The sequence below is a fragment of the Phenylobacterium sp. genome, from assembly GCF_046463815.1.
In the GTDB taxonomy this organism is placed as follows: domain Bacteria; phylum Pseudomonadota; class Alphaproteobacteria; order Caulobacterales; family Caulobacteraceae; genus Phenylobacterium.
Genome location: NZ_JBKBRO010000008.1, coordinates 52,048 through 73,013 on the forward strand (window position 1 = coordinate 52,048; position 20,966 = coordinate 73,013).

General features: G+C 70.7%; 26 protein-coding genes. 6 read left to right on the top strand and 20 right to left on the bottom strand.

Translation table 11 applies throughout. The features are described from left to right. Positions 1-74: 74 nt before the first annotated feature. From ACK4TT_RS06855 to ACK4TT_RS06865, 3 genes are all read right to left on the bottom strand, one after another. Positions 75-1,223, bottom strand: coding sequence for a phosphoserine transaminase (locus ACK4TT_RS06855; RefSeq protein WP_409637666.1), 1,149 nt, complete (start codon positions 1,221-1,223; stop codon positions 75-77). Between the two features lie 174 nt (positions 1,224-1,397). Continuing rightward, positions 1,398-1,841, bottom strand: coding sequence for a hypothetical protein (locus tag ACK4TT_RS06860; protein WP_410212683.1), 444 nt, complete (start codon positions 1,839-1,841; stop codon positions 1,398-1,400). Between the two features lie 59 nt (positions 1,842-1,900). Continuing rightward, positions 1,901-2,233 carry a hypothetical protein gene (locus ACK4TT_RS06865; RefSeq protein WP_410212684.1) on the bottom strand — a complete coding sequence of 111 codons (333 nt, stop codon included), beginning with the start codon at positions 2,231-2,233 and terminating at the stop codon, positions 1,901-1,903. Positions 2,234-2,428: 195 nt separating this feature from the next. Here ACK4TT_RS06865 and ACK4TT_RS06870 point away from each other — a divergent pair, with 195 nt between their 5' ends. Continuing rightward, positions 2,429-4,336: an ATP-binding protein gene (locus ACK4TT_RS06870; protein ID WP_409637501.1), complete on the top strand. Its 1,908-nt coding sequence runs from the start codon at positions 2,429-2,431 to the stop codon at positions 4,334-4,336. 134 nt (positions 4,337-4,470) lie between these two features. Continuing rightward, complete coding sequence (locus ACK4TT_RS06875) at positions 4,471-4,845, top strand: hypothetical protein (RefSeq protein ID WP_409637499.1); 375 nt, start codon at positions 4,471-4,473, stop codon at positions 4,843-4,845. 52 nt (positions 4,846-4,897) lie between these two features. Here ACK4TT_RS06875 and ACK4TT_RS06880 read toward each other — a convergent pair whose 3' ends face one another. After that, positions 4,898-5,716, bottom strand: a complete 819-nt coding sequence (locus ACK4TT_RS06880; RefSeq protein WP_409637663.1) for a PhzF family phenazine biosynthesis protein — start codon at positions 5,714-5,716, stop codon at positions 4,898-4,900. A gap of 86 nt (positions 5,717-5,802) precedes the next feature. Here ACK4TT_RS06880 and ACK4TT_RS06885 point away from each other — a divergent pair, with 86 nt between their 5' ends. After that, positions 5,803-6,264: a GNAT family N-acetyltransferase gene (locus ACK4TT_RS06885; protein ID WP_409637496.1), complete on the top strand. Its 462-nt coding sequence runs from the start codon at positions 5,803-5,805 to the stop codon at positions 6,262-6,264. Here ACK4TT_RS06885 and ACK4TT_RS06890 read toward each other — a convergent pair. The 5 genes from ACK4TT_RS06890 to rpsU all read right to left on the bottom strand — a co-directional run bounded on the left by ACK4TT_RS06890 (position 6,261) and on the right by rpsU (position 10,927). Then, complete coding sequence (locus ACK4TT_RS06890; RefSeq protein ID WP_409637493.1) at positions 6,261-6,836, bottom strand: nucleotidyltransferase family protein; 576 nt, start codon at positions 6,834-6,836, stop codon at positions 6,261-6,263. The two genes, ACK4TT_RS06885 and ACK4TT_RS06890, sit on opposite strands and share 4 nt — an antisense overlap. Continuing rightward, on the bottom strand, positions 6,833-7,633 hold the full coding sequence (gene thiD, locus ACK4TT_RS06895) for a bifunctional hydroxymethylpyrimidine kinase/phosphomethylpyrimidine kinase (RefSeq protein ID WP_409637490.1): 801 nt from the start codon (positions 7,631-7,633) through the stop codon (positions 6,833-6,835). The genes ACK4TT_RS06890 and thiD overlap by 4 nt, the downstream gene beginning before the upstream one ends. Before the next feature lie 59 nt (positions 7,634-7,692). Beyond that, positions 7,693-8,523 (bottom strand): dihydropteroate synthase, encoded by an 831-nt coding sequence (folP, locus tag ACK4TT_RS06900; RefSeq protein ID WP_409637487.1) that lies wholly within the window; start codon positions 8,521-8,523, stop codon positions 7,693-7,695. A 101-nt stretch (positions 8,524-8,624) separates the two neighbouring features. Beyond that, positions 8,625-10,508 carry an ATP-dependent zinc metalloprotease FtsH gene (gene ftsH / locus ACK4TT_RS06905; RefSeq protein WP_409637484.1) on the bottom strand — a complete coding sequence of 628 codons (1,884 nt, stop codon included), beginning with the start codon at positions 10,506-10,508 and terminating at the stop codon, positions 8,625-8,627. Positions 10,509-10,693: 185 nt separating this feature from the next. Then, a complete protein-coding gene (rpsU, locus tag ACK4TT_RS06910) occupies positions 10,694-10,927 on the bottom strand; it encodes a 30S ribosomal protein S21 (protein WP_297696160.1) in 234 nt (77 codons plus the stop codon). Positions 10,928-11,103: 176 nt separating this feature from the next. Here rpsU and ACK4TT_RS06915 point away from each other — a divergent pair, with 176 nt between their 5' ends. Continuing rightward, the gene (locus tag ACK4TT_RS06915; protein ID WP_409637481.1) at positions 11,104-11,766 is read left to right on the top strand and encodes a COQ9 family protein; all 663 of its coding nucleotides are present in this window, start codon (positions 11,104-11,106) and stop codon (positions 11,764-11,766) included. Here ACK4TT_RS06915 and ACK4TT_RS06920 read toward each other — a convergent pair. From ACK4TT_RS06920 to purE, 4 genes are all read right to left on the bottom strand, one after another. Beyond that, complete coding sequence (locus ACK4TT_RS06920; protein ID WP_409637478.1) at positions 11,751-11,954, bottom strand: helix-turn-helix transcriptional regulator; 204 nt, start codon at positions 11,952-11,954, stop codon at positions 11,751-11,753. The two genes, ACK4TT_RS06915 and ACK4TT_RS06920, sit on opposite strands and share 16 nt — an antisense overlap. Beyond that, positions 11,951-12,340 carry a hypothetical protein gene (locus tag ACK4TT_RS06925; protein ID WP_409637475.1) on the bottom strand — a complete coding sequence of 130 codons (390 nt, stop codon included), beginning with the start codon at positions 12,338-12,340 and terminating at the stop codon, positions 11,951-11,953. Before ACK4TT_RS06925 ends, ACK4TT_RS06920 begins: the two co-directional genes overlap by 4 nt. A 62-nt stretch (positions 12,341-12,402) precedes the next feature. Continuing rightward, the gene (locus ACK4TT_RS06930; protein ID WP_409637472.1) at positions 12,403-13,485 is read right to left on the bottom strand and encodes a 5-(carboxyamino)imidazole ribonucleotide synthase; all 1,083 of its coding nucleotides are present in this window, start codon (positions 13,483-13,485) and stop codon (positions 12,403-12,405) included. Between the two features lie 8 nt (positions 13,486-13,493). Then, positions 13,494-13,988 (bottom strand): 5-(carboxyamino)imidazole ribonucleotide mutase, encoded by a 495-nt coding sequence (gene purE, locus ACK4TT_RS06935; protein ID WP_409637469.1) that lies wholly within the window; start codon positions 13,986-13,988, stop codon positions 13,494-13,496. 125 nt (positions 13,989-14,113) lie between these two features. Between purE and ACK4TT_RS06940 the strand changes: the two genes are divergently transcribed. After that, on the top strand, positions 14,114-14,833 hold the full coding sequence (locus ACK4TT_RS06940) for a GGDEF domain-containing protein (RefSeq protein ID WP_409637466.1): 720 nt from the start codon (positions 14,114-14,116) through the stop codon (positions 14,831-14,833). A 150-nt stretch (positions 14,834-14,983) separates the two neighbouring features. Here the strand turns inward: ACK4TT_RS06940 and ACK4TT_RS06945 are convergent, their stop codons facing one another. The 3 genes from ACK4TT_RS06945 to ACK4TT_RS06955 are packed head-to-tail and all read right to left on the bottom strand — an operon-like array spanning position 14,984 to position 16,295. Then, positions 14,984-15,199 carry a YdcH family protein gene (locus tag ACK4TT_RS06945; RefSeq protein ID WP_409637463.1) on the bottom strand — a complete coding sequence of 72 codons (216 nt, stop codon included), beginning with the start codon at positions 15,197-15,199 and terminating at the stop codon, positions 14,984-14,986. Between the two features lie 15 nt (positions 15,200-15,214). Beyond that, the gene (locus ACK4TT_RS06950) at positions 15,215-15,658 is read right to left on the bottom strand and encodes a TIGR02444 family protein (protein WP_409637460.1); all 444 of its coding nucleotides are present in this window, start codon (positions 15,656-15,658) and stop codon (positions 15,215-15,217) included. A 16-nt stretch (positions 15,659-15,674) separates the two neighbouring features. Further along, a complete protein-coding gene (locus tag ACK4TT_RS06955; RefSeq protein ID WP_410212685.1) occupies positions 15,675-16,295 on the bottom strand; it encodes a UbiX family flavin prenyltransferase in 621 nt (206 codons plus the stop codon). Positions 16,296-16,426: 131 nt separating this feature from the next. Between ACK4TT_RS06955 and ACK4TT_RS06960 the strand changes: the two genes are divergently transcribed. After that, complete coding sequence (locus tag ACK4TT_RS06960) at positions 16,427-16,600, top strand: YdcH family protein (RefSeq protein ID WP_409637454.1); 174 nt, start codon at positions 16,427-16,429, stop codon at positions 16,598-16,600. Between the two features lie 40 nt (positions 16,601-16,640). Here ACK4TT_RS06960 and ACK4TT_RS06965 read toward each other — a convergent pair whose 3' ends face one another. From ACK4TT_RS06965 to ACK4TT_RS06980, 4 genes are all read right to left on the bottom strand, one after another. Next, positions 16,641-17,303 (bottom strand): DUF1013 domain-containing protein, encoded by a 663-nt coding sequence (locus tag ACK4TT_RS06965; protein WP_409637451.1) that lies wholly within the window; start codon positions 17,301-17,303, stop codon positions 16,641-16,643. Between the two features lie 103 nt (positions 17,304-17,406). Then, positions 17,407-19,125 (bottom strand): M10 family metallopeptidase C-terminal domain-containing protein, encoded by a 1,719-nt coding sequence (locus tag ACK4TT_RS06970; protein ID WP_409637448.1) that lies wholly within the window; start codon positions 19,123-19,125, stop codon positions 17,407-17,409. A 107-nt stretch (positions 19,126-19,232) separates the two neighbouring features. Beyond that, positions 19,233-20,378 carry a 3,4-dihydroxy-2-butanone-4-phosphate synthase gene (gene ribB, locus ACK4TT_RS06975; RefSeq protein WP_409637445.1) on the bottom strand — a complete coding sequence of 382 codons (1,146 nt, stop codon included), beginning with the start codon at positions 20,376-20,378 and terminating at the stop codon, positions 19,233-19,235. Beyond that, complete coding sequence (locus ACK4TT_RS06980) at positions 20,375-20,944, bottom strand: NADPH-dependent FMN reductase (protein ID WP_410212686.1); 570 nt, start codon at positions 20,942-20,944, stop codon at positions 20,375-20,377. The genes ribB and ACK4TT_RS06980 overlap by 4 nt, the downstream gene beginning before the upstream one ends. Positions 20,945-20,966 lie beyond the last annotated feature (22 nt).

Genomic DNA, 20,966 nt, shown 5'->3' on the forward strand with positions numbered 1-20,966 from the left:
GATGTTCCTTGGGCGAGCCCTTCCCGCACCTGGGCGGGAAGGGTCGTGTCATGTCGGGGTGAGGAGGCGGCCGCTCAGGCGGCTGCGGCGAAATCGGCGACGACGGTCTCGAAGGCCCAGTCGAGCCACGGCGTGAGCGCGTCCACGTCGGACGTCTCGACCGTCGCGCCGCACCAGATCCGAAGGCCCGGAGGGGCGTCGCGATAGCCGCCCACGTCATAGGCGACGGCTTCCTTCTCGAGCACCGAGGCCAGCTTCTTGGCGAAGTCGGCCTGGGCGTCTTCGGAGAGGCCGGTGACGCGGGGGTCCACCACCTTCAGGCACACCGAGGTGTTCGAGCGGGTCGCGGCGTCCTCGGCGAGGAACTCCACCCAGGGCGTCTTGGCCACCCAGTCGGCGAGGATCGCCAGGTTGGCGTCGGCGCGCCGCTGCATCTCGGCCAGGCCGCCGATCCCCTCGGCCCACTTCAGGGCGTCGATGGCGTCCTCGACGCAGAGCATCGAGGGGGTGTTGATCGTCGCGCCCTCGAAGATGTCGCGGGTGAGCTTGCCGGCCTTGGTCATCCGGAACAGCTTCGGCATCGGCCAGGCCGGCGTGTAGCTCTCCAGGCGCTCCACGGCGCGGGGGCCGAGAATCAGCACCCCGTGGCCGCCTTCGCCGCCCAGGGCCTTCTGCCAGGAGAAGGTCACCACATCGAGCTTGGCCCATTCCAGCTTCTGGGCGAAGGCGGCGCTGGTGGCGTCGCAGATGGTGACGCCTTCACGGTCGGCGGGGATGAAGTCCGCGTTCGGCACGCGCACGCCCGAGGTCGTGCCGTTCCAGGTGAAGACCAGGTCGGCGTCCTTGCGGACCTTGGTCACGTCGGGAAGCTTGCCGTAGGGGGCGTCCAGCACCTCGGCCGGAAGCTTGAGCTGCTTGACCACGTCGGTGACCCAGTCCTTGCCGAAGCTCTCGAAGGCCATGAGCTGCACGGGGCGCGGCCCCAGCAGCGACCACAGGGCCATCTCGACCGCCCCGGTGTCCGAGCCGGGGACGATGCCGACGAGGTAGTCGTCGGGGACTTCCAGCACCTGGCGGGTGCGGTCGATCGCTTCCTTCAGGCGCGCCTTGCCTAGCTTGGAGCGGTGCGAGCGGCCGAGGACGGCGTTGGCGAGGTTTTCGGGGGTCCATCCGGGGCGCTTGGCGCACGGCCCGGACGAGAACTCGGGACGAGCCGGGCGCATGGCCGGCTTCGGGAGGGTGTTCACCTGCGATGTCTCCTATCCTTGCAGATAGGCAGCGCCCCGTTGGGAGGGCGTGGCCCGCGGTCCAAAAGCCCGGGTTCGTGCTGCAGCGCAAGAAAAACTTTCTGCAGGCGCCTTCAAACAGCGCTGTGACGCACCGCGCGGCCGCTTCCTTCAGACGCGCGCGGCGAGCGCGGCGGCCTTCGCCGCCTGGGTCCGGACGCGCTCGCGCCACGACACCACGGTGCCGATCACGAGGCACAGGCTGATGGCCAGGAAATCGACGTTGTTCACCGTGACGTGCAGGGTGTCGCGGGGCCGCTGCGCCACGAAGTAGAAGGCGTGCAGGCCGAACTGGATCGCGTAGAGCAGCATGACGCCGCCCAGCCACGGGCTCGCGTAGCGGACGGCGATGACGAGCATCGCCATGGCGGTGCCTGCGTCCAGCCACAACAGGATCGATTTGGGGAATAAGTGCTCGCCGACGACGGCCAGCAGCATGTTGGCCAGGATGACCGCGGCGCCGAGCCGTTCGGCGCGTCCGCCCTTCACCAAGGCGAACACGCAGGCCGCAAGGCTGAACGCGAGCAGGCCAACGATGATCGGCGAGTTGGGCATGACGCTTCGCCCCTAAGCCAATAGGAGCGAAGCGCCAGTTAATTTACAGCAAGGTCAGGTCAGCCCACGTCCCGCATGACGACGCGGGTCGTCTCGGGGGCTTCCATCTTGTTCTCGTAGCCCATCTTCGTCCGGATGCCGAGGCGAAGCTTGGCTTCGTTCAGCTCGTTGTGGACGCCGACCATGGCCGAGCGGGCGTCGCTCAGCGCCTTCATGGCCTCCATCAGCTTCACCTGCACGTCGTCCGCGAACACCAGCGAGGCGTTCACGTCCTTACGGGCGGCGAGCATGACGCTCATCAGCTCGGCCGCTTCGACGAGCGCGCCGTCGACCGCCGCCTCGGTGGTGAACAGCTTGTTCGCCACCTTCTGCGCAACAAAGACCTTCTCCATGTGGGACACCCTCCAGTTACCCGACACGCGTTAAGGTAAAGGAACGGTTAAGCTTCGCGCAAACGATTCATGGGTTGTTAACCATGTTTTTTTCCGCCGGGGGTTGCAGCGTGGCGCCCAGGGCACAATTCGCGGCCTCCCAGCTCGCGCGAGAAGCGAAGCGTTAGGGATATTTGCCTTAAGGCGGAGGTTGCGATGGCCCAGAGCTCCGCCCCGACCGACGTCTCCACCAAGGAAACGACGCCCACGGCGCCGTTCCATGCGCGCGTCGCCAGCGTCGGCCTGGTCACCACCGTGGTGGTGCTGCTCGCGGCCTGCCTGACCTTCATGTTCCAGCAGTGGGCGGTGGCCCGCGCCCAGTCGCACCGCATCCACGAGAGCCTGGCCGAGATCGCCGCCCAGACCACGGCGGCGGTGGTGAACGCGCCCGACGGCCCAAGGCGGGTCCAGGCGGCCATCTCGGCGGTCGAGGCCAGCGAGGACGTCGTCGCCGCGCGCCTGGTCGACGCCTCCGGCCGGGAGCTCGCGGGCTTCCACCGCCCAGGCGTCGAGGCCGGTGACGTCGAGGTGATCGGCAAGCCGGTGATCGTGGACGGCAAGGCGGTCGCCCGCCTCGACCTGGTGGTCGAGCGGCCCCAGCTCGCGCCGCTCCTGCCCAAGTTCATCGCGCTTACATTCGTCCTGCTGTTCGGCGGGGTCGGCGTGGCCCTCTTCCTGGCCCGCAGCCTGGCCCAGCGGGTGATCGCCCCGGTCCAGACCCTGTCCGAGGCCATGCACGACGTGGCCGGCGGCGGCAGCTTCACGCCGGTCCGGCTCGAGACCAAGGACGAGCTCTTCGAGAGCCTGGCCGACAGCTTCAACCACCTGCTGGCCAAGCTGGGCGAGCGGGAAGAAGACCTCAAGCGCGCCATGCGCGAGCTGGAAACGGCCCGCGACGCGGCCAACGCCGCCAACGTGCTGAAGACACAGTTCCTGGCCAACATGAGTCACGAGATCCGCACGCCCCTGAACGGCGTGCTGGCCATGGCCGAGGTGATGGCGCTCGGCGACCTCGCCCCGCTGCAGCGCGAGCGCCTGGATGTGATCCGCCGTTCGGGCGACCTCCTGCTGGCGGTGCTGAACGACGTCCTGGACCTTTCCAAGATCGAGGCGGGCAAGCTCACCCTGCTGGACGAGGACTTCGAGCTCGAGCCCGAGCTGGACCAGGCGCGCGAGAACTTCCAGGTCGTGGCCGAGAGCAAGGGCCTGGCCTTCGCCACCGAGGTGTCGGACGAGGCCCGGGGCTGGTGGCGGGGCGATCCCGACCGGCTGCGCCAGATCGTCGGCAACCTGCTGTCCAACGCGGTCAAGTTCACGACCCAGGGTTCGGTGCGCACCCAGGTGGACGTCACCGCCGCCGGCGCCCTGCGGATCGTGGTCAGCGACACCGGCGTCGGCATCGCGCCCGAGAAGCTGCCGACCCTGTTCGAGAAGTTCACCCAGGCGGACAACTCGGCCACCCGGCGGTTCGGCGGCACCGGCCTGGGCCTCGCCATCTGCCGCGAGCTGACCCAGATGATGGGCGGCTCCATCGACGTCGAGAGCCGCGAGGGCCACGGCTCGACCTTCACGGTCGAGCTGCCCCTACGCCGCGGGGAGCCCACCACCGGAACGGCGTCGGGCGCGCCCCAGGCGCCCGATGACGGCGACCTGCGCCTGCTCGCCGCCGAGGACAATCCGACCAACCAGCAGGTGCTTTCGGCCGTGCTGGGCTCGCTCGGCATCGACGTGGACATCGTCCCGGACGGCAAGGAGGCGGTGGAAGCCTGGAGCCGCGGGGGCTACGACCTGATCCTCATGGATATCCAGATGCCGGTGATGGACGGCATCGCCGCGGCCCGCGAGATCCGTCGGGCCGAGATGGCGCAGGGGCGGCGGCGCACGCCGATCGTGGCCCTGACCGCCAACGCCCTCACCCACCAGGTCGAGGAGTACCTCGCCGCCGGCATGGACGCCCACGTCGCCAAGCCGATCGAGATCGCCAAGCTGTACGATGCGATCTCCGGCGCGCTCACCGCCGCCGCCACCCGCGGAACGGCGGCCCGCGCCGACACCGCCGCCTGACGATCCCTTCAGCTAGCTGAACGCCAGACAACCGCCGGGCTCAGGCGGGCTTCAGCCCGCCTATGGTTTCCTTGGACCATCGATGGCCGCCCAGCTCAAAGGGGGCGGCCGCCCATGGTCTGGAGGACCAAGACATGCAGAAGAAGATTCTCGCCTCTCTGGCCGCCGTCGCCGCCGTGTCCGCGGTCGCCGCGCCCGCCGCCGCCCAGCCCTGGGGATACGACCGTCCCGGCTATGATCGGCACGACGGCTGGAACATCAACCAGCGCCAGGAGCGCATCGACCGCCGTATCGATGCGGGCCTGCGCCGCGGCGACCTGACGCCGCGCGAGGCCGACCGCCTGCGCCGGGAGTTCTGGCAGATCGCCCGTCTGGAACAACGCTATCGGGTGAACGGCCTCAACCCCTGGGAGCGTCAGGACCTCGACCGGCGCTTCGACCGCCTGGAGGCCCGCCTGCGGTTCGAGCGTCACGACGACGACCGCCGCTACAGCTACTACCGTTACTGACGAGTCCTCGCCCCCGGAGCGATCCGGGGGCGTTTTCGCGCTGGCCGTCCCGTCAGGGCGTCGCGCGGAGCCTCGCCTCGGCCACCGTGACGGCCCGTCCGCGGATGAGCACGCGATCGCCGGCCGTCTCGCATTCCAGGTCCCCGCCGCGACCCGGATAGGCCTGATGGTAGGCGATCCGCGCCCGCCCCAGCCGGTCGGAGAACAGCGGCGCCAGGATGCAGTGGAGCGAGCCCGTCGCCGGATCCTCCGGGATGCCGGAACCCGGGGCGAAGAAGCGGCTCACGACCTGGTAGGGCTTGCCCGGCGCGGCCAGCGCCGAGACGCCGACGTTGCCGCGCTCGCCGGTCGCCCCGGCCACGATCCTGTTCACGGCCGCCAGGTCGGGCCTAAGCGCACGGACGGTCGCCTCGTCGTCCACCAGGGCCACCAGATAATTCGACGCCCAGACTTCCCGCGGCTGTACGCCCAGCGCCTCGGCGAGCCCCTCGGGCGCATCGATGCGCACCGGCGGCTTGGCCGGAAAGTCCATCTCGTAGCCCTCTCCCGCGCGGGCGACCGTCAGGGGCCCGGACTTCGTCTCGAACGTCACCCGGTCGGCGCCCACGCCCAGCTCGGCAAACAGCACATGGGCCGAGGCGAGCGTCGCGTGTCCGCAGAGCGGCACCTCCATCAGGGGCGTGAACCAGCGCAGGCCGAAGCGCGTCGGATCGTCGGTCCCGAGCAGGAAGGCGGTCTCGGCCTGGTTGTTCTCGGCGGCCAGCGCCTGCATCCAGGCGTCGTCGGCCCAGGCGGCGCGGGGCTCGACCACGCAGGCGGGATTGCCCCGGAAGGGCTGGTCGGCGAAGGCGTCTACGGTCCACTGGCGCATGACCGGCACTTGCGGCTGGGCGCCGCCCGCCATCAATAGCCACTTGCCGCGAGGCGGCTCGCTCGCCCCTCGGGAGGACGCAAGGCATGCCCCACGAGACCATCGACGGCGGCTATCGGCTCAGCGACGATCCGGCGCGCTTCGACCTTTCCCGCGCCCACGGCTGGATCGGCGGCGAAAGCTACTGGGCCGCGGGCATCCCCTTCGAGACCTTCGCCAAGGCCTGCGCCGGCAGCCTGACCGTCGGCTGCTTCGCCCCGTCAGACGGGATGGCGGCGGGCGAGATGGCCGGCATGGCCCGGGTGGTGACCGACCGGGCCACCTTCGGCTGGGTCTGCGACGTGTTCGTGGACAAGGGCCACCGCGGCGCCGGCGTCGGCAAGAAGCTCATGGCCTATCTGAAGGCCCATCCCGACCTGCAGGGCTTCCGCCGCCTGCACCTGGCCACGCGCGACGCCCACGGGCTCTACGCCCAGTTCGGCTTCACGCCGCTCACGGGCGTCGGGAACTGGATGGAGATCCGCGACCCGGACGTCTATCGCCGCTAGCCGGAGACCACCTCGATTTCCGGCCAGCGCGCCTTGGCCGAAGCGGCGGTGCGTTCGAAGCCGCCGGTCGGCCGGCGGGGATTGGGCCGCAGGCGGAGCGCGAAGAGGTCCTCGAGGCCGAACGGCGCGGCCACCGTGAGGCTGTCGTCCGCCTCCAGCCGCACGCCCACGGCGTAGAGCGGGCTTACGAACCGCTCCAGGGCCTCGGCCGTGCAGGCGAGCGGCGAATAGGGCTCGCCGAACTTGCCCTCGAACCACAGGTGCACCCGGGCCTGGTTGCGCACCTCCACCAAGTCTTTCAGCGGCGACTCGAAGGCGGCGGCCACCTTGCGGATGACGATGTCCTCGGCCGCGTAGGAGGTGTCGGAAGGATCGAAGTAGCCGAGGTCGTAATCCCTGATCCCGTAGTCGATGTCCCGCCCCGTCAGGTGGTTCAGCGCCCGCTGGTAGACCGCGCCGGAGAACACCATCCAGTCCGGCAGGTCCAACGCCCGGGCGGTCGTAAGCACCCGCATCAGCGGGGCCGAGCGCCGCAGGATGGCCCTCAGCTCGTCTTCCAGATCGCGGCTCATGCCCGCCCCCGCACCGGCCAGCCGTGGTCCAGCGGGCCATGCCCCTGCCCGAGGCCGGGGGCGCGGGCGATGGCCTCCTGCACATAGGCCCAGGCGCGAGCGACGGCATCGATGAGCGGCAAGCCCTGGGCCAGGCCCGTCGCGCAGGCCGAGGCCAGGGTGCAGCCGGTGCCGTGGGTGTGCCGCGTCTCGATCCGCTCGGCCTCGAAGACGGTCTCGCCCTGTGGCGTCATCAGGATGTCGGTGAGCCGGTCCCCCGGCACGTGGCCCCCCTTCATCAGCACGGCCCGGGCGCCGGCCGAGAGCAGCGCCTCGCCCGCCCGGCGCAGGTCGTCGGCGTTCTCGACGGCGAGGCCGGTCAGGGCGGCCGCCTCCGGGGCGTTGGGGGTGAGCAGGGCGGCGCGCGGGACCAGCCGCTCGCGCACGGCGGCGACCGCGGCCTCGGCCAGCAGCGAGGCGCCGCCCTTGGCGACCATCACGGGATCGACCACCGCCGGGACGCGGGCGTCGCCGATCAGACGGGCGACCAGCTCGACCGTGGCCGCATCGCCCAGCATGCCGGTCTTGATGGCGTCGGCGCCGATGTCGCCCAGCACGGCGCGGGCCTGGGCCTCCACCACGTCGAGCGGGATCGGATGCACGCCGCTGACGCCGAGCGTGTTCTGCACGGTGATCGCCGTGATCGCGGTGGCCGCATAGCCGCCCAGCACGGTGACCGTCTTGATGTCCGCCTGGATTCCGGCGCCGCCGCCCGAATCCGAGCCGGCGATGATGAGCACCCGGCCTGTCGTCTCCATCGCTCCAGTTATCCCGGGGCGCGGCCAAATGGCATCCGGATTCGCCATCCCCAGCCGGCTCAGCCGGCGGCGTTCGCAATGGCCTCCCAGACCCGGACCGCCTGCACCGTCTCGCGCACGTCATGGACGCGCACGGCGGCGACGCCCGCCGCCACGCCGGCCAAGGCCCCCGCGATCGAGCCGCCCAGCCGCCGGTCAGGCGGCGCGCCGCCGTCCAGAGCGCCGATGAAACTCTTGCGGCTGACCCCCAGCAGCACGGGATAGCCCAGCGCCACGATGCGCGGCAGGCCGGCGATCAGGGGCAGGTTGTGGCGGGTCACGTGCTTGCCGAAGCCCACGCCCGGGTCCAGCCAGATGCGCTCGCGCCGCACGCCGGCGGCCAGCGCCGCCCGGGCCCGCTCGGCCAGGAACGCCGCGACCTCGCCCACCACGTCTTGGTAGCGGGGGCCCTCCTGCATGGTGCCGGGCTCGCCCTGCATGTGCATCAGCACCACGTCGCAGCCGAGCGCGGCGGCTGTCGCCAGGCCGTGCGGCGCGTGGCGCAGCGCGGTGACGTCGTTCCACATGGTCGCCCCGGCCTCGACCGCCGCCCGCGCCACCTCGGGCTTCATGGTGTCGATGGAGATCGGGATGTCGCTCTCGGCGCGGATGGCCCGGATCACCGGAACGACCCGGGCGATCTCCTCGGCCCCATCCACCGGAGCCGCGCCCGGGCGGCTGGACTCGCCGCCGATGTCCAGGATGTCGGCGCCGTCGGCGATCAGCCGCCGGGCCTGGGCGAGCGCGGCGTCGAAAGCCACGAAGTCCCCGCCGTCCGAGAAGCTGTCGGGGGTGACGTTGAGCACGCCCATGACGCGCGCGCCGGAGGCCGTCCTCTCGATGGTGGTCATCGTCCGCTCCGCCCCGGCGCTCCCGACAGCAGGACCTGAATAGCAGGGGGCCTGGGCGAAGAAAAAGGGCGGCCCGCGAAGGCCGCCCTGTTCGGTGAGGCTTACGCCGGCTCGGCGCTGGGCCGGGGCGAGATGGGCACGGCCACCGCCGGGCCCGTGGGCCGCTTGGCCTCGGCGTCGTCGCGCTTGGGCGGGATGCCCTTCAGTGCATTCACGATCTCGTCGCCGGTGAGGGTCTCGTACTCGAGCAGCGCCTTGGCCAGGGTGTGCAGCTCTTCCATCTTCTCGGTCAGGATGCGGCGGGCCTCGGCCTCGCCGGCCTCGACCAGGCGGCGAACCTCCTCGTCGATGATCCTGGCGGTCTCTTCCGAGACGTTCTGGTTGCGGGCGACCGAATGGCCCAGGAAGACCTCCTCCTGGTTCTCGCCGTACTCCACGGCGCCCAGGCGCTCCGAGAAGCCCCACTTCGTCACCATGGCCCGGGCGAGCTTGGTCGCCTGGCTGATGTCGGACGAGGCGCCCGAGGTGATCTTGTCCTTGCCGAAGATCAGCTCCTCGGCCACCCGGCCGCCGAACAGGATCGCCAGCCTGGACGTCATCTGCTCGAACGACATCGAGAACTTGTCGCGTTCGGGAAGCTGCATGACCATGCCCAGCGCCCGGCCGCGCGGGATGATGGTGGCCTTGTGCACCGGGTCCGTCGCCGGGACGTTCAGCGCCACCAGGGCGTGGCCGCCCTCGTGGTAGGCGGTCAGCTTCTTCTCGTCCTCGGTCATGACCATGGAGCGGCGCTCGGCGCCCATCATGACCTTGTCCTTGGCGTCCTCGAAGTCGCGCATGGTGACCATGCGGCGGTTCTTCCGCGCGGCCATCAGGGCGGCCTCGTTGACGAGGTTGGCCAGGTCCGCGCCCGAGAAGCCGGGCGTGCCGCGGGCGATGACCTTGACGTCCACGTCGGCGGCCAGGGGCACGTTCTTCATGTGGACGCGCAGGATGCGCTCGCGGCCGTTGATGTCGGGGTTCGGCACCACGACCTGGCGGTCGAAGCGGCCGGGGCGCAGCAGCGCCGGGTCCAGCACGTCCGGGCGGTTGGTGGCGGCGATCAGGATGATGCCCTCGTTCGCCTCGAAGCCGTCCATCTCGACCAGGAGCTGGTTCAGCGTCTGCTCGCGCTCGTCGTTGCCGCCGCCCAGGCCCGCGCCGCGATGGCGGCCGACGGCGTCGATCTCGTCGATGAAGATGATGCAGGGGGCGTTCTTCTTGGCCTGTTCGAACATGTCGCGCACGCGGCTCGCGCCGACGCCCACGAACATCTCGACGAAGTCCGAGCCCGAGATGGTGAAGAAGGGCACGCCCGCCTCGCCGGCCACGGCGCGGGCGATCAGGGTCTTACCCGTGCCGGGCGGGCCGATCAGCAGGGCGCCCTTCGGGATCTTGCCGCCCAGGCGCTGGAACTTCTGGGGATCCTTCAGGAAGTCGACGACCTCCTGCAGCTCCTCCTTGGCCTCATCGACGCCGGCCACGTCCTCGAAGGTGACGCGGTTCTTGTTCTCGGTCAGCAGCCGGGCCTTGGACTTGCCGAAGCCCATGGCGCCGCGCGCGCCGCCCTGCATCTGGCGCATGAAGAAGATCCACACGCCGATCAGCAGCAGGATCGGCAGCGAGTTCAGCAGCAGGCCCATCAGGCTCATGCCGCCCGCCGGCTTCACGGCGATGTCGGCGCCCTGGGCCTCCAGGCGCTTGACCAGGTCTTCCTGGTTCTCGGGCGTGATGGCGGTGAAGGTCTTGCCCGAGGTGTCGGTCACCTCGACGGCGGGGCCGCGGATCACCGCGCGCTTCACCTCCCCGGCGTCCACCTTGGCGAGCATCTGCGAATAGGTGATCTCGCCCGCGCCCGCGGCGCGGCCGCCGCCGGTCATCATGCTGTAGAGGCCGATCAGGACGACGACGATGACGCCCCAGATCACGAGATTGCGCAGGTTCATCCGCTTGAGACCGTTCCCGGAATTCAGACAGGGCTAAAGATAGGGGGGCGGGGCCGGTTCCACCAGCGAGACCGCCGAAAGCGCGACCCACCGCCGCGCCGCAACCGCGATATCAGCCATCCCGATATGAGAAAGGCCGCGCCCGGGCGGCGCGGCCTTCCTGAAACCTGATTGGCCGTCCGGGCTTACCGGCTGGGCTTCTTCGGCGCCACGATCAGGCCTTCGCGCTGGGCGCGCTTGCGGGCCAGCTTGCGCGCCCGGCGCACGGCTTCCGCCTTCTGGCGGGCGCGCTTCTCGGACGGCTTTTCGTAGTGCACGTGCCGCTTCATCTCGCGGAACGAGCCCTCGCGCTGCATCTTCTTCTTCAGCGCCTTGAGGGCCTGGTCGACGTTGTTGTCGCGGACGAAAATCTGAACCAGAGGTCTCTCTCCTGTTGTCGCCGGCCGCCCGCCCCGTCCCGGTCAAGAGCGGCGAGCGAAACAAAAAAACTGTGCCCGACAGGCAGGGCCCTCGGGTTTGAGCGCGGCGGAATAGCAGAACAGGACGCCTGAGTCCACGCCGAGACGACGCTTTCCGGAAAGGCTAGAATGCCGCCATGACCGACGCGCAGGCCTGGGCCGAGACCGCCGAACAGACGCTGCTGGACGAAGCCCTGCGCCTCGCCCCCGCCGAGGGCTGGACGCGGCTGATGGTGAAACGGGCCGGCCGGGCCCTGGGCCTGACCCCGGGCGAGGTGGAGCTCATCGCGCCCAACGGCCCCGCCGACCTCGCCGCCCTGCTCTCGCGCCGGCACGACGAACGCGCGCTGGCCCTGCTGGCCGACCTGGACCCCTCGGGGCTGAAGATCCGCGAGCGCATCCGGCGGGCCTGCGAAGCGCGTCTGGACGCCGCGAGCCCCGACGAGCCGGCCTTCCGCCGCTGGCTGGGGTGGCTCTCCCTGCCGCAGAACCTGGCGCTGGGGGCGAAGCTCGCCTGGGAGAGCGCCGACGTCCTCTGGCGCTGGGCGGGCGACACGGCCACCGACGAGAACCACTACTCCAAGCGGGCGATCCTGGCGGGGATTCTGACGGGCGCCTACGCCATCCGCCTCTCGTCGGGGCGGCCAGCGGCTCTGGCCTTCGTGGACCGCCGCATCGACAACGTCATGGCCTACGAGACGTGGAAGGCCACTGGCGGCTTCCGCCCGAGCGCCTGGATGTCCATGGCCGCCCACGCGCTTGGCCGGGCGCGGTACGGCGCGCGTCAGTCGCCCGAGTAGGGGTTCTCGAAGATCGCCTCGACCGCCTCCCCGAACAGGGCCGCGATCCGGTAGGCGAGGTCCAGGGACGGGTCGTGCTTGTCGCTCTCGAGCGCGATCACCGCCTGGCGCGACACCCCCAGCCGCTCGCCCAGCTCCGCCTGGGTCCAGCCCCGGGCCGACCGCAGCTCCTTCAGCCGGTTCCTCATGCCCGGGTGGTGCGCACGAACGGCGTGACCACGCCGTAGAGGCCCCAGAACAGCGGATAGACCATCGCCGCCGAGATGTGCGGCGCGCGGGCGTAGAGCTCCACGAAGCCCCAGGCGCTGGCGATCGCCATGGCCAGGCCCGAGGCGATGATGAACCGCTTGGCGGTGACCGCGCGGACGAACTCGTCCGCGTCCCTCATCAGCGCGAGCGTGGCCCAGAGCTGGCCCGCCACCGGGGCGGCGACGGCGAGGCCCAGCAGCCACGATCCCGGCTCGGCGCGGTCGTCGAACGCGCCGCCGATCGCCGCCATGTTGATCGCGACGTATCCCGTCATGAAGGCCGCCGTCCGGAGGATGTAGCGGCGGTGAGCGGTGTCCATGGCCATGTCGGCCTCCCGTGAATGTCAGGACAACCTTACATCATCCGCGTGTAAGGTCAACTTGACATTCAGCGCAGCGGCTTGACCTTGTTCACGTGGCCCATCTTGCGGCCGGGCTTGGCCTCGCGCTTGCCGTAGAGGTGGATGCGCGTCTCGGGCTCGTGGGCCAGGCGCAGCCACCCGTCCGCTTCGTCGCCCAGCAGGTTCAGCATCTCGACCCGCGCCACGGCCGCCGTGGGGCCCAGCGGCCAGCCGGCCACGGCGCGGACGTGCTGCTCGAACTGGTCGACCTCGCAGCCGTCCTGGGTCCAGTGGCCGGTGTTGTGGACGCGCGGGGCGATCTCGTTGACCAGCAGGCGGCCGTCCTTGAGCTCGAACAGCTCGATGCCGATGACGCCCACGTAGTCGAGGCCCTTGAGCACCCGCGCAGCGATCCGTTCGGCCTGGTCCGTCAGGGCGGGCGCGGCGGAGGCCGGCGCGAGGCTGCGGCGCAGGATGCCGTTCTCGTGGTGGTTCTCGGCCAGGGGGTAGACGGCCACCGCGCCGTCGCGGCCGCGCGCGGCGATCACCGACAGCTCACGCACGAACTCGGCCGGCGCCTCGACAATCACCGGCACGCTCCCCAGCTCGGCGAACACGCGCGCGGCGTCGGCGGCGTGCTCGACCCAGCGCTGGCCCTTGCCGTCATAGCCCTCGCGGCGGGTCTTCATGAGGGCCGGGGCTCCGATCCGCGCCACGGCGTCCCTGGCCTCTTCCGGCGTGTCCGCGGCGGCGAAGGCCACGGTCGGCGCATGGCTGGCGTTGAGGAAGGTCTTCTCCTCGAAGCGGTCCTGAGCCACGGCGAGCGCCCGGGCGCCGGGCGCCACCTCGACCCCCATCTCCACCAGGCGGGCCACTGCGGCGGCGGGCACGTTCTCGAACTCATAGGTCACGACGCTCGCGACCTTCGCCAGTTCGGCCAGGGCGGCGGGGTCGTCATAGGCCCCGATGATCGAATGGGCCGCCACCCGGGCGGCGGGCGAATCCGGCTCGGGCTCCAGGATGGCTGCGTCGAAGCCCAGGCGCGCGGCGGCGAGCGCCAGCATCCGCCCGAGCTGACCGCCGCCCAGGACGCCGATCACCGAGCCGGGCGGGAGGGGAAGCTTGGCCATGCGGTCCCTTAGGCATCCTCGACGGTCTCGGCCACGCTGGCGGTCAGCTCGGCCGAGAAGGCGGCCACCCGCTGGGCCACGCCCGGGTCCGACAGGGCCAGGATCTTGGCCGCCATCAGGCCCGCGTTCTTGGCCCCCGGCTCGCCGATGGCCAGGGTGCCCACCGGGACGCCGCCCGGCATCTGGACGATGGAGAGCAAGGAATCCATTCCCTTCAGCGCCTTGGACTCGATGGGCACGCCCAGCACCGGCAGGTCGGTGAGCGAGGCGGTCATGCCCGGCAGGTGGGCCGCGCCGCCGGCGCCGGCGATGATCACCTTCACGCCGCGGTCCTTGGCGGTGCGGGCGAAGTCGTACATCCGCTGGGGCGTGCGGTGGGCGGAAACCACCTTGGCCTCGTAGGGGACGCCCAGGGCGTCCAGCATCTCGGCGGCGTGTTTCAGCACCGGCCAGTCGGACCGGCTGCCCATGATGATGGCGACGGGCGCGGCGTCTGCGCTCATGTCCTGGTCCCTGCCCCGGAAGGGCGCGGAGTATAGGCGCCGGCTTTGCGCGGGCAACCGACCACCGCTAGATTCCGAATCGCCAGCCGCGGGGCGTTGATTCTCCAGCGGGAATCGGGGGGCGCATGAAGGTCACCGGCGCGCGCTACGAGCCGTTCCAGGCCATCCGCAAGCGCGCCCTCGCCGAGGCCGGGGCCCGTGCGCCCGGCGCGGCGGCCCCCAAGGTGGACAGCGCGGCCTTCCTGGGCCTCACCGAGGCCGAGCTCACGCCCGCCGTGCGCGCCGCGATCCAGACCCTGCTGTCCGAGGTGGACGGCCTGCGCGGCGAGGTCGAGCGGCTGAAGGCCCGGCTGGCCGAGGTGGAAGGGCTGGCCGACCGGGACACGCTCACGCCCCTGCTGAACCGCCGCGCCTTCCTGCGGGAACTGTCCCGGGTGCGCGGGTTCTCCCAGCGCTACGGCGCCCCGGCCAGCCTGGTGTTCTTCGACCTCGACGGGTTCAAGCGCGTCAACGACCGCTTCGGCCACGCCGCGGGCGATGCGGCGCTCAAGGCGGTGGCCGAGCGCCTTATGGCCAACGTCCGCGAGAGCGATGTCGTGGGCCGGCTGGGCGGCGACGAGTTCGGCGTGATCCTGGTCCAGGCCGACCATGCCGTGGCCGAGGCCAAGGCCCACGCCCTGGTCCGGGCCATCGAGAGCGCGCCCCTGGAGTTCGGCGAGTGGACGGCTCCGATCCACGCGAGCTTCGGGGTCCGCGAGATCACCGCCGAGGCCGAGCCCGAGATCCTGCTGGCCGAGGCGGACGCCGCCATGTTCGCCCGCAAGCGCCAGCGGCGGGCGGGCTGAACACGTCCAGCCTCCGCGTGAGCGGAGGCCCAGTCGTTTCGAGCCGCAGAAAACGCAGAAAGCCGGCGCGGGGTCCTTCTGCGTCCTTCGGCGCCTTCTGCGGTTCTCCACAGTCCGACGGCGCCGCTTCTCGGCCGCTCGTGGATCGGCTCAAGCGATGATGTCGGGGGTCAGGTAGTTCTCGACCCGGGCGATCTCGTCCTTCAGGGCCAGCTTCTTGCGCTTCAGCCGGCCGATCAGCAGCAGGTCCGGCATGGGCGACGCCGCCAGCGCCTGGATGGCGGCGTCGAGGTCGGCATGGTCCTGGCGCAGGTCGCGCAGACGGGCCAGAAGGGCTTCCTCGGTGAAGGTCGAATAGTCGATCATGGAACGCCCGACATCCTACTCCAGGGCCGCCGCCAGCGCAGCCAGCGCCTGGCGGGGCGCGGTTCGTCCCCAGGCGGCGCTGGCCGCCTCCAGCGCCGGAAGGGCCGGGGCGCCGCCGAAGCGGCCTCCCAGGTCCGCCAGGGCTTCCAGCAGCACCCGCTCGGCGTGGAGCTCCACGGCCTTCACGTCCTCGCGCAGGCGCTCGCGCGCGGCGTCCGCGATGTCGGCGACCGGCGCCTTCAGCCCCCGCCGCACGGCGCGCAGCGGCCCGACCGCCGCGGACTCCCAAGCCCTCGCCAGGCCAGCGGCGCGGACGAGCAGCGCCGGATCGCGCGCCTCGGCCCAGACCGCCCAGAGCAGCAGGCAGGTGTTCTGGCCGTGCCCGTCCTGCAGCGCCAGGCAGGCCTCGGGGACGCCCGGCCGGCCGTAGGCTTCCAGCGCCCAGTCCCAGATGCCCATCAGGCCCAGATCCCCATCAGCCCTCGCCCGCCGGCGGAACCCCGACGGGCCCCAGATCCTCGCCCCAGCGCTTAACGGGCTTCCATGACAGGCCGAAGAGGTCCAGCGCCCGCCCGACGGACTGGTCCACCATCTCCTCGATCGACGCCGGCTTGGCGTAGAAGGCCGGCAGCGGCGGGGCGATCACCGCGCCCATCTCGGCCAGCCGGACCATGGTGCGCAGGTGGCCCAGGTGCAGCGGCGTCTCGCGCACCATCAGGACCAGGGGCCGGCGTTCCTTGAGGGTCACGTCGGCGGCCCGGGTGAGCAGCGAGGAAGTCACGCCCGTGGCGATCTCGCTCATCGTGCGCACCGAGCAGGGCGCCACGATCATGCCGAGCGTCCGGAACGAGCCCGACGAGATGGACGCCCCCACGTCCGAAACCTTGTGGACCACCGAGGCGCGGTCCTGGAGGTCGGAAAGGGCGAGGTCGATTTCCTGGGACAGCGTCAGCACCGCCGAGCGGCTGACCACCAGATGGCTCTCGATCCCCAGCTCGCGGCAGGCGTCCAGCACGCGCACGCCGTAGACGATCCCGGAGGCCCCGGAGAGGCCGACGATCAGCCGGTCCTTGTCCGGCCATTCCTTGCTCGGCATGCGGAAGGTCCCCAACGCCCCAGGACGCGGCGAAGCTTCAGCTCCGCCGCCTGCAAACATATGTGATCTGACAGCGGCGGAAAGCGGGTGTTCACTTCCAGACCGTCCATCAGCGAGGAGGCTTCCCAGCCATGGCGTTAGATGCCCGGATCCGCGAGCTCGGATCCCGTCACCAGTCTCTCGAACAAGCCATTCAGGACGAGATGCGCAGGCCTCACGCCGACGACCTCAGACTCAAGGAACTCAAGCGACAGAAGCTCAGGCTGAAGGAACAGATCGAGTCCCTTCGCCAGCAGGTCCACTGACGGGAAAGGCCCTCGCCGGAAGGCGGGGGCCTTTTCGCTTCTAGTCCTCGTCGCCCTCGAACTCGTCGGCGTAGGTCGGCTCTTCGTGGGCTTCGTCCTCGGCGACGCCGGTTTCGGAGGCGGGACGCAGGGTCGGGCCGTCGGGCTCAACCTCGCCGCGGCGGGCGGCTTCCTTGGCGCGCTTCTCGGCGGCCTTGCGGACCACCGCGTCCAGCTCGAGCTGGGTGGCCAGGCCCAGGGTCACGGGGTCCACCGGCTTGATGTTGGCCGAGTTCCAGTGCTGGCGGTTGCGCACCTGGTCGATGGTGGCCTTGGTGGTGCCCAGCAGGCGGGCGATCTGGCTGTCCGGCACTTCCGGGTGGTTGCGGATGAACCAGGCGATGGCGTCAGGACGGTCCTGGCGGCGCGACACCGGCGTGTAGCGCGGAGCCTTCTTCACCGGCTTGAGCAGCTCGGCGTGGCGGCTCTTCTGGGCCACCATCCGGTACTTGTCGTTCTTCTCGGCCCGGTCGAGCTCGTCGCGGGAGAGCTGGCCGTTGGCGATCGGGTCGGCGCCGCGGATGTCGCGCGCCACCTCGCCGTCGGCGATGCCCTTCACTTCCAGGGGGTGCAGGCCGCAGAAATCGGCGATCTGGTCGAAGGTGAGCGAGGTGTTGTCCACCAGCCAGACGGCGGTCGCCTTGGGCATCAGGATTTGGGTCATGGCGGCATTCCGAAAACGAAGGCGCCCGGCCTTTCGGCCGGGCGGTGGGATTTTCGTCATATAGGCCGGATCGGCCGGGCTGAAAACGATCTTCTTCCGGAGCTTAGGCGCCGAAGATCCATCCCGCCGGCAGGGCGGCCATCTGGACATTGGCCAGGACCAGCCGGTCCGCGCTTCCCTCGTAGTCCATATAGACCACGGTGTCGGCGCCGACCTGGGCCACGGCCCACGCCTGGCCGGGCAGCAGCAGGACCCGGTCCCCCTCGGCGATGCTGAAATCGAGGACGCGGTCGAGGCCCGAGCCGGTGAAGGCATGGAAGATGTCGGCCCCAGCGCCGCCGCTGACCGTATCGTCGCCCCGGTCGCCGGAGATCCAGTCGTCGCCCGCCCCGCCGGCCACGGTGTCGTTCCCCTGGCCGCCGCGCACCACGTCGTTCCCCGCCCCGCCCTCGCAGGTGTCGTCGCCGAGGTTGCCGAGCACGACGTCGCCGCCGTCCTCGCCATAGAGCATGTCGCTGCCCTGGCCGCCCACGACCCAGTCGTCGCCCAGGCCGCCCGAGACGGTGTCGTCGCCCATGTTGCCGTGGAGGTCGTCGAAGGCCGCCCCGCCGATCAGCCGGTCGTTCCCCTCCTCGCCCCTCAGGAAGTCCTCGCCGTCCCCGGCCGACAGCGTGTCGTTCCCCGCCCCCCCGTAGAGCGTGTCGGCGCCCGCGCCGCCGGTCAGCGCGTTGGAGAGCGCGTTGCCGTTGATGCGGTCGGCGCCGAAGCCGCCCACGGCGTTCTCGATCTGGGCGCCCTTGGCCACCGCCACGTTGCCGACGAGCCCGCCCACGTTCGAGAAGAAGCCCTCGCGCAGGTCGATGAGCTGGTTGTTCGAATAGCCCGAGAAGTCGAAGGTGTCGGTCCCGCCCGCGTCCCACACCGCGAAGACCAGCTTCGTCGCGCTGGACGTGGCGGCGAACCAGGGCCGCTCGGCCGTGGAGTTGAAGCCGTAGACCGTGTCCCCCGTCCGGGTGGTCGGGTTCACCCCGTACTCGAGCTGGGCGCCGGCGATGTCGTCCAGCAGCGGGACGGCCGAATAGCGGCCCGCGCCGAAGCTCGCCCCGGTGTTGGTCTCACTGAAGTAGCTCATCACCGTGTACTGCCGGGAGTCCTCGTAGTACTCGGCGTCGGCGGCGTAGGTGATGGGAGCGTCCCCGTCGGCGTTGTAGTCGCCGGGGTGGGCCAGGCCGATGGCGTGGCCGATCTCGTGGACCAGGACCTGGGCGCCGTAGTTGCCGATGGCGGGCGACAGGTTCGACCCCGAGGTGCTGTTGATCCACACGTCGCCGGCCGAGGACGACGCCGTCGTGCTGCCCGGGAACATGGCGAAGGCGGCCGCCCCGTCCTCGCCCGAGGAATAGTTGCCGAACAGGATCGAGGCGTTGTCGGAATAGGCGTCCTCGCCCGAGGTCCCCACGCCCACCCGCACGAACCGGATGTTGGCCACGTCGGACCAGGCCTGCAGCGCCAGCTCGGCCTGGTTGATCTGGGCGGCGTTGAACCGCGAGAAGCCCGCGGTGTCGCTGGGCATCGTGGCGGGCGCGTTGGCGCGGAAGGCGTAGGTGACGGTGAAGCCGACCCCCGGCGCCGAGGACCAGCCGGGATAGGGCGCGCCGGTGACGGGATCGAAGCCCGTGAGCTGCTTGGCCGCCCGGTCGATGGTGAAGCTGGGCTTGCCGCCAGCCGTCCCGCCGCGCTGGTCGGCGTTCAGATAGGCCAGGCCGCCGTCTGTCAGGCCGCCCGGATCGGCGGTGAAGGCGTCATGGGATTCGGCCGGCATCTCTCGCACCCTAGCTGACCCATCCCGTTCAAATCCTTAAAGGTTCGAACCATGTTCGGCGAGCCCCCGCCCGCGCGGCCAATGGGCGCGGAGCACCTGCGGCGGCCCTACGCCAGCGGGACGCGGCCCACGATCTTCAGGCCGTAGCCGCCCGAGCCGGGCAGCACGGTGGCCGAGGACGTCAGCAGCAGCATGTCCCTCACCCCGAGGTCGATGAGGATCTGGGCGCCGATGCCGTAGTCGCGCAGCACGTTCTGGCTGTGGTCCGCCTGGGGCTGGCCGTATCGCTCGGAGAGCCAGTGGGGGTTCGAATCGCGGATGAAGACGGCGACGCCGGCCCCGTCATGCCCGGCGATGGCCTTCAGCGCCTTGGGCACATAGTCCCGGCGGGCCTCCACCGCGCCCAGCATGTCGGTGGCCAGGTCCACCCGGTGCATGCGCACCAGGGTCGGCTTGTCGGGATCGATCCGCCCCTTCGTCAGGACGACGTGCTCGGTCTGGTCCAGCACGTTGCGGTAGACGATCATCCGGAACTTGCCGCCGTAGGCGCTCTCGAAGGGGGTCTCCAGCACCCGCTCCACCTGGCGCTCGGTGCGCCGGCGGTAGGCGATCAGGTCGGCGATCGTGCCGATCTTCAGGCCGTGCAGTTGTGCAAAAGCCACCAGATCGGGGAGACGGGCCATCGAGCCGTCGTCCTTCATGATCTCGCAGATCACGCCCGCCGGGTTCAGGCCCGCCATGCGGCTGATGTCGACGGCCGCCTCGGTGTGGCCGGCCCGGACCAGCACCCCGCCGTCCCTGGCCACCAGCGGGAAGACGTGGCCCGGCGAGACAATGTCGTCCGGCCCCTTGGTGGGGTCCACCGCCACCGCGATGGTGTGGGCCCGGTCGTGGGCCGAGATGCCGGTGGTGACGCCCTCGCGGGCCTCGATCGACACCGTGAAGGCCGTGCCGTGGCCCGACTGGTTGTCGGTGGCCATCGGCGGCAGGCGGAGCTGGCGCGCGCGCTCGGCGGTGATCGAGAGGCAGATCAGGCCGCGCGCGTGCTTGGCCATGAAGTTGATCTGCTCGGGCGTGGCGAACTGCGCCGGGATGATGACGTCGCCCTCGTTCTCCCGGTCCTCGGCGTCCACCAGGATGTAGGGCCGGCCGTTGCGCGCGTCCTCGATGATCTCCTCGATCGGGCTGATGGCCGAGGCGACGGAGTCGGCGGGCGGAACGTCCGACGGCGGGACCAGATAGGGGCGCTTCATTTGCCTGCCTTCATTCGGGCGAAGTCCATGACCTGTTCGGCGACGGTGGAAAGCTGCCAGGCGTCCTTGGGATTCCTGCACTCGCCGCCCGCCTCGAACAGCTCGGTCGTCGCGTTCAGGGCCGCGCCGAACGGCGTCGGCCAGCCCCGAAGCGCATGTATGATCGCACGCAGCGCCGTCAAAGTGGTGCCCGCCGCCTGCCATCCGTCGGCGGTGATGATCGTCCCCACGGGCCGCCCGGCCAAATAGGGCCTTTCGTCGCCCCGGGTCAGCTCCAGGGTGTCGAGGGCGTTCTTCACCACCCCCGAGATCGAGCCGTGGTAGCCGGGGCTGGCCACGATCACCCCGTCCGCGCGCCCGACCGCCTCGGCCAGCTCGCGCTGGGCCTCGGTGATCTCCACCGGGCGGGGATCGAAGATCGGCAGGGTGGAGATGAACTCCCCGCCAAGGAGGCGCGTCTCGGCGCCCAGAGCCTCGCAGCGCCTGAGGCTGGCCGCCAGGGCCCGCTCGCTGGAGGAGCCCGGCCGCACCGTACCGCCCAGGCCCACGATCAGGGGCCGGCTCATCGTCTCGTCCCGAAAGTCATGA